5 protein-coding genes and 1 pseudogene are annotated in these 4,527 nt (G+C 65.6%); 2 read left to right on the top strand and 4 right to left on the bottom strand.

Translation table 11 applies throughout. The features are described from left to right. A pseudogene (locus tag E3O49_RS17265) lies at positions 1–180 on the top strand (hypothetical protein); the annotation flags it as partial. A gap of 24 nt (positions 181–204) precedes the next feature. On the opposite strand, the gene E3O49_RS16875 reads toward E3O49_RS17265, so the two are convergent. From E3O49_RS16875 to E3O49_RS16075, 4 genes are read right to left on the bottom strand one after another with little or no spacing between them, the layout of a single operon-like run. Continuing rightward, complete coding sequence (locus E3O49_RS16875; protein ID WP_198415966.1) at positions 205–834, bottom strand: tyrosine-type recombinase/integrase; 630 nt, start codon at positions 832–834, stop codon at positions 205–207. Then, positions 744–1,193 (bottom strand): site-specific integrase, encoded by a 450-nt coding sequence (locus E3O49_RS16870; RefSeq protein WP_198415968.1) that lies wholly within the window; start codon positions 1,191–1,193, stop codon positions 744–746. Before E3O49_RS16870 ends, E3O49_RS16875 begins: the two co-directional genes overlap by 91 nt. Then, entirely contained in the window at positions 1,190–2,101 is a 912-nt protein-coding gene (locus tag E3O49_RS16080; protein ID WP_198416878.1) for a tyrosine-type recombinase/integrase, read from the bottom strand. Before E3O49_RS16080 ends, E3O49_RS16870 begins: the two co-directional genes overlap by 4 nt. A 17-nt stretch (positions 2,102–2,118) precedes the next feature. Continuing rightward, a complete protein-coding gene (locus tag E3O49_RS16075) occupies positions 2,119–3,291 on the bottom strand; it encodes a site-specific integrase (protein ID WP_198415969.1) in 1,173 nt (390 codons plus the stop codon). Between the two features lie 574 nt (positions 3,292–3,865). On the opposite strand from E3O49_RS16075, the gene E3O49_RS16070 reads away from it, so the two are divergent. Further along, positions 3,866–4,527: IS3 family transposase (locus E3O49_RS16070; RefSeq protein WP_134410888.1), on the top strand; the 662-nt coding region annotated here is incomplete at its 3' end.

Genomic DNA, 4,527 nt, shown 5'->3' with positions numbered 1-4,527 from the left:
GCCGCCGACCTCGCCGCCCGCTGCCACCGCGCCGCGATCGAAGGCAAATGGGGCACGATGATGCGGTTCTTCGCCGGCCCGACGCTGCTCGTAATCGACTTATGCCGACTCCGTGATTATGCCGATGTGGGTGGGGCGGCGGGCCCCGCGCCCAGTGTTTTCCAGGACTGTGACCGGTAGTTGGCTGCGTGGAGGTCGGCATAATCACAGTCCTTCGAGGAATGCGAGCAGGCTGTCCGCGGGACGGTATCGGCCGGGCGGCGACGACACCGGGGTGGTTTTGGCCAGCGCGCGTTCCTTGATCGTCATGTCGGCGTGGATGTAGGGATCCGTGGACCGGGTGTCGGCGTGGCCCAGCCAGAGCGCGATGACGGTGGTGTCCACTCCCGCGTGCAGCAGCGTCATCGCGGTGGTGTGCCGCAGCGTGTGCGGGGACAGCTTCTTCGAATGCAATGTTCCGCAGGCTAGGGCGGCTGTGGAGTGGTGGGCGGCCAGTCTGTGCTCGATCGCATCGCGGGTGAGTCGTCGACCGGTGCGGGTGCAGAACAACGGATCGGTCGGCAGGCCGGCCCTCTCACGCAGCCAGTGGCGGATCGCCGCCGCTGTTGCTGCGGTGAGCGGGATGGCGCGGTCTTTGCGTCCCTTCCCGTGGCAGCGGACGTTTGCGCCGGTGCCGCAGGCGATGTCGGCGCAGTTCAACCCGGTCAGCTCCGACACCCGCAACCCGGTCTGGACGCAGAGCATCAGCCAGGCGTGGTCGCGGCGGCCCTCCCAGGTGGTGAGGTTCGGCGCGGCCAGCAGTGCGTCGACCTCCGCGGCGGTGAGGTAGGACACCGTTGCTTTTCGAACCTCTTCGGCGGAATCGCCAGCACCCGGGCGATCACGTCGGCGTGTTCGGGGTGCTGCAGCGCGGCGTAGCGGAACAGCGACCGCAGCGCGCCCAGGCGGGCGTTGCGTGTGCGGGCGCTGTTGTGCCGCTTGGTCTCCAGATGGTTCAGGAACGCGCTGATCATGCCCTGGTCGAGATCCGACCAGTCCAGGTGCGAGGGCAGCTTCCCCGTCGTGGACTGGACGAAGGCGAAGAGCAGCCGCAGCGTGTCGCGGTAGGCGGCGATGGTGTGGCCGCTGGCCTGGCGCTGTTTGGCCAAACGGTCGCTGAAGAATACCTGGACCGTCGCCGTGATTGCCGTCATGACTGCACCCGCCCATCCCCAGGCGCGAGGCGTTCAGCGGCCAGGGCGAGCAGTTCTGGCGCAGCGGAGAGATACCAGTAGGTGAACCGCGGATCGCGGTGCCCGAGATAGGTGGAGAGATAAGGCAGTCGCGCGTGGACGTCGGCGCCGCTGCGATACCAGTTGACCAGCGTGGTGACCGCGAAAGTGTGACGCAGGTCGTGTAAGCGGGGACCGCGGGCCGCTCCGACGCCGATCCCCGCCTCGGAGCACAGGCGGTGGAAGACGGTTTGGACAACGGGATAGAGCAGCCGTTTTCCTGTCACCATCACGAAGAAGCTCGTGGTGGACGGCGCCGGGAGGTGCGTGTCGCGCTGAGCGGCATATGTGCGCAGTGCAGCAACGGTGCTGGAGCGCACGGGAACCTTGCGGGTCTTCATGAATTTCGATTCCCGGACCAGGAGGACGCCGGCAGCGAGGTCAACGTCGGCCCGATCCAGCCGGATCGCTTCCCCGATGCGTAGCCCCGTCACCGACAGCAGCCCGATCAGGTTGGAATACGTCGCCGCGGGCAGTCGCGAATCCAAGTCGTGCTGCGCGTGGCCCATCAAGGCGGTGATGTCGTCGACGGAATAGATGAATGGTGTCCTCCAGCGCCGGCGGGAGGGGAACAACCCGATTGGTGAAACTTCTGTCGCGGAATCGATGCCGGAGAGGTAGCGGGCGAAGCCGCGAACGGCCGTCATTCGGCGCGGCCAGACAGCGCTGCCCGGTTCAGCCGACACGGACTCGACCCAGGCGATGGTGTTGGCGATAGTGACCGTCGGTTGCTCATTGGCGTCCATCCACGCCACGAACCGGGGAAGAAGCCTCGCCGCGTCAGCCAACTGATAGCCCAGGTTCCGTCGCAGCCGAAGGTAGTCGTCCAAGGACTCAGTGAGTGTCGTCATGAGTTCTGCCCCGGCCAGTCCTGGGCGATGCCGCGCAGCGAGTCGATGGCGATCTTCGCGTAGATGGCAGTGGTGGCCAGATCCCGGTGCCGCAGCACCTGCCCGATGTCCAGCAGGGGGATGTCTTTCGCCAGCATCTCTGTCGCCAGCGCGTGCCGCAGCCGGTGTGCCTTCGCTTCCGGGCAATTGGCCCGGCGAGCCGCCCGGCGCACCACATCACCGACCAGATCCGCCGCGATCGGTTTGCGTGGGGCCCGTTCGGTGATGAACACCTCCCGGTGCGGCGACGCCGGCCGGCCCTCGTGGAGGTAGTCCGCCAGCGCTTCTCCCGCGTCGACGGGCAGGGGCATCAGGTCGCGGCGGCGGGCCTTGCTGCGGACCGTGACCTCCCCGGCGCGCCAGTCGACGTCGTCCAGGCGCAACCGGGCGACCTCGATGGACCGAAGTCCCAGCCTGGCCAGCAGCAGCATGATCGCCCGGTCCCGGCGGCCGGTGCTGGTGCCGGGATCGCAGCTGTCCACCATCGCCTCGACCTGCCCGGCGCTGAGCGCGACGGGCAGGTGCGCGTCGCGCCAACCGGCGACCGCGGGAACACATCCCGCAAGATTCCAGCTGGTCCGGTCCGTGAGATAGAGGTAGCGCAGCAACGAGCGCATCTCCGCGACCCGCCCGCGCGCGGACCCGAGACTCACCCGCTCGCTCTCGGCCAGGATGAATGCCGAGATCTCGAGATCGGACAGCATCGTGGTGTCAAGCAGCTCTCCTGCAGGCTGACCGATCTGCAGGAATCGCCGCGCCAACTTCTCGTAGCGCAGCACCGTCATCGCCGCCAGGTCCTTGTCGTGGACCAACCACTGCCGATAGTCCGCCAGCAGAGCCTCCAGCGCAGAAACCACCGCCGTGGGACGAGGCGCAAGTACCCCGCCCTCCCGCAGCACCTCGAACATCAAAGTGAAGCAGCGGCCAAAGAGCTTCTGAGTGAAACCCGCCCCGGCCCGGGCGGCGCGGAAGGACGCGACGGCCGACTCGTCGAAATCCGCGACCGTCAGCCGTTCCGTCTCCAGCCAGCGGCCGACGTCGCCGACGATCTTCAACATGCCCCGCCGCGTGCCCGGCGTGTAGCCGGCCGCGGCCAGCTTCGCATCGACGGCGGCGATGTAGGGCGCCATAGCCCCAGCCTTTCTGCGTGTTCCTGACATAAGTTCGTTCCTCGTCTGGAAGCGCGAAGCCTCCTCGGAAACAGCTTCCAACGACGCCGGAATTATGCCGACAATCTCTCTGGGGTCTGCGGAAAATACCAGCGCTATTAGTGATATCGGAGAGTGGCCGCGGCGACATCGGCATAATCACGGAGTCGGCATAAGTCGATTAGTGCGTATCCGCTTAGCTCAGCTTGAGTGAGGTGTGCCCAAACCTGATTTTCCGCGTTCGATTCTGGCGTTCCAGGAGTGGTTTGGCCTTGACCCCAGCGAGTGGACACCTCACAAGAGAGAATGTTCACTATGGCAAGATCACGTCGGGAGTTCACTCCTGAGTACAAAGACGAGGCCGTGAAGCTGGTGTTGACCGCGTTCAAGGGTCGCAACGAGACCGGGCAGACCGAGGTGACGGAGTCTGAACGAGCTGAGCTGCTGCGGCTTCGGAAAGAAAACGCGGACCTGAAGATGGACAGGGCGTTCTTGAAAAAGCGTCCATCTTCTTCGCCCAGGAAGCGTCGGATACGAACGGCAAGCGTTCGAACTGATGCTGGCGGAGAAGACCAACTTCACTATCACCCGCATGGTCCGTCTTCAAGAGGTCTCCCGGTCGGGCTACTACGCCTGGGTCGGCCGGCCGCCGTCGCCGGCGTCGCTTCGGCGGGTGCATATCGAGCAAAAAGTGGCCTTCTTCCACGGCGATTCCGACGAGGTCTACGGGGCGCCGAGGATCCTGGCCGATCTCCGCGCGGACGGGGAGATCATCTCCCGCAAGACCGTCGCCGTGACCATGAAACGCCTGGGATTGGTGGGCATTTGTCCGAAGAAGTGGAAGACGACCACGATCATCGACCACGCTGACGCCTACCCGGTCGACGCCGTCAAACGCGAGTGGGATACCGGGTCGCTGAACCAGGTCTGGGTGGGCGATATCACCTACCTGAGGACCTGGGAGGGGTGGGTGTATTTGGCGACCGTCATCGACGCTCACAGCCGCCGCGTGATCGGCTGGGCCATCGCCGACCACATGCGCACTGACCTCATCCAGGACGCCCTCACGATGGCCATGGTGCTGCGCGGAGACCGCCCGGCGACCGTGATCTTCCACAGCGACCGTGGCACCCAGGGCGGATTCAACCGGTCGTCGCAACACCTCGATTATGGAGGTGGAATATGGGACGTCCGAAGGGTTGGATGGCCACGCAACTC

Source organism: Cryobacterium shii (genome assembly GCF_004402595.1).
GTDB classification, from domain to species: Bacteria; Actinomycetota; Actinomycetes; order Actinomycetales; family Microbacteriaceae; genus Cryobacterium; species Cryobacterium shii.
Note: the sequence above shows the minus strand (reverse complement) of the source record. Positions and strands in the feature narration are given on the sequence as shown.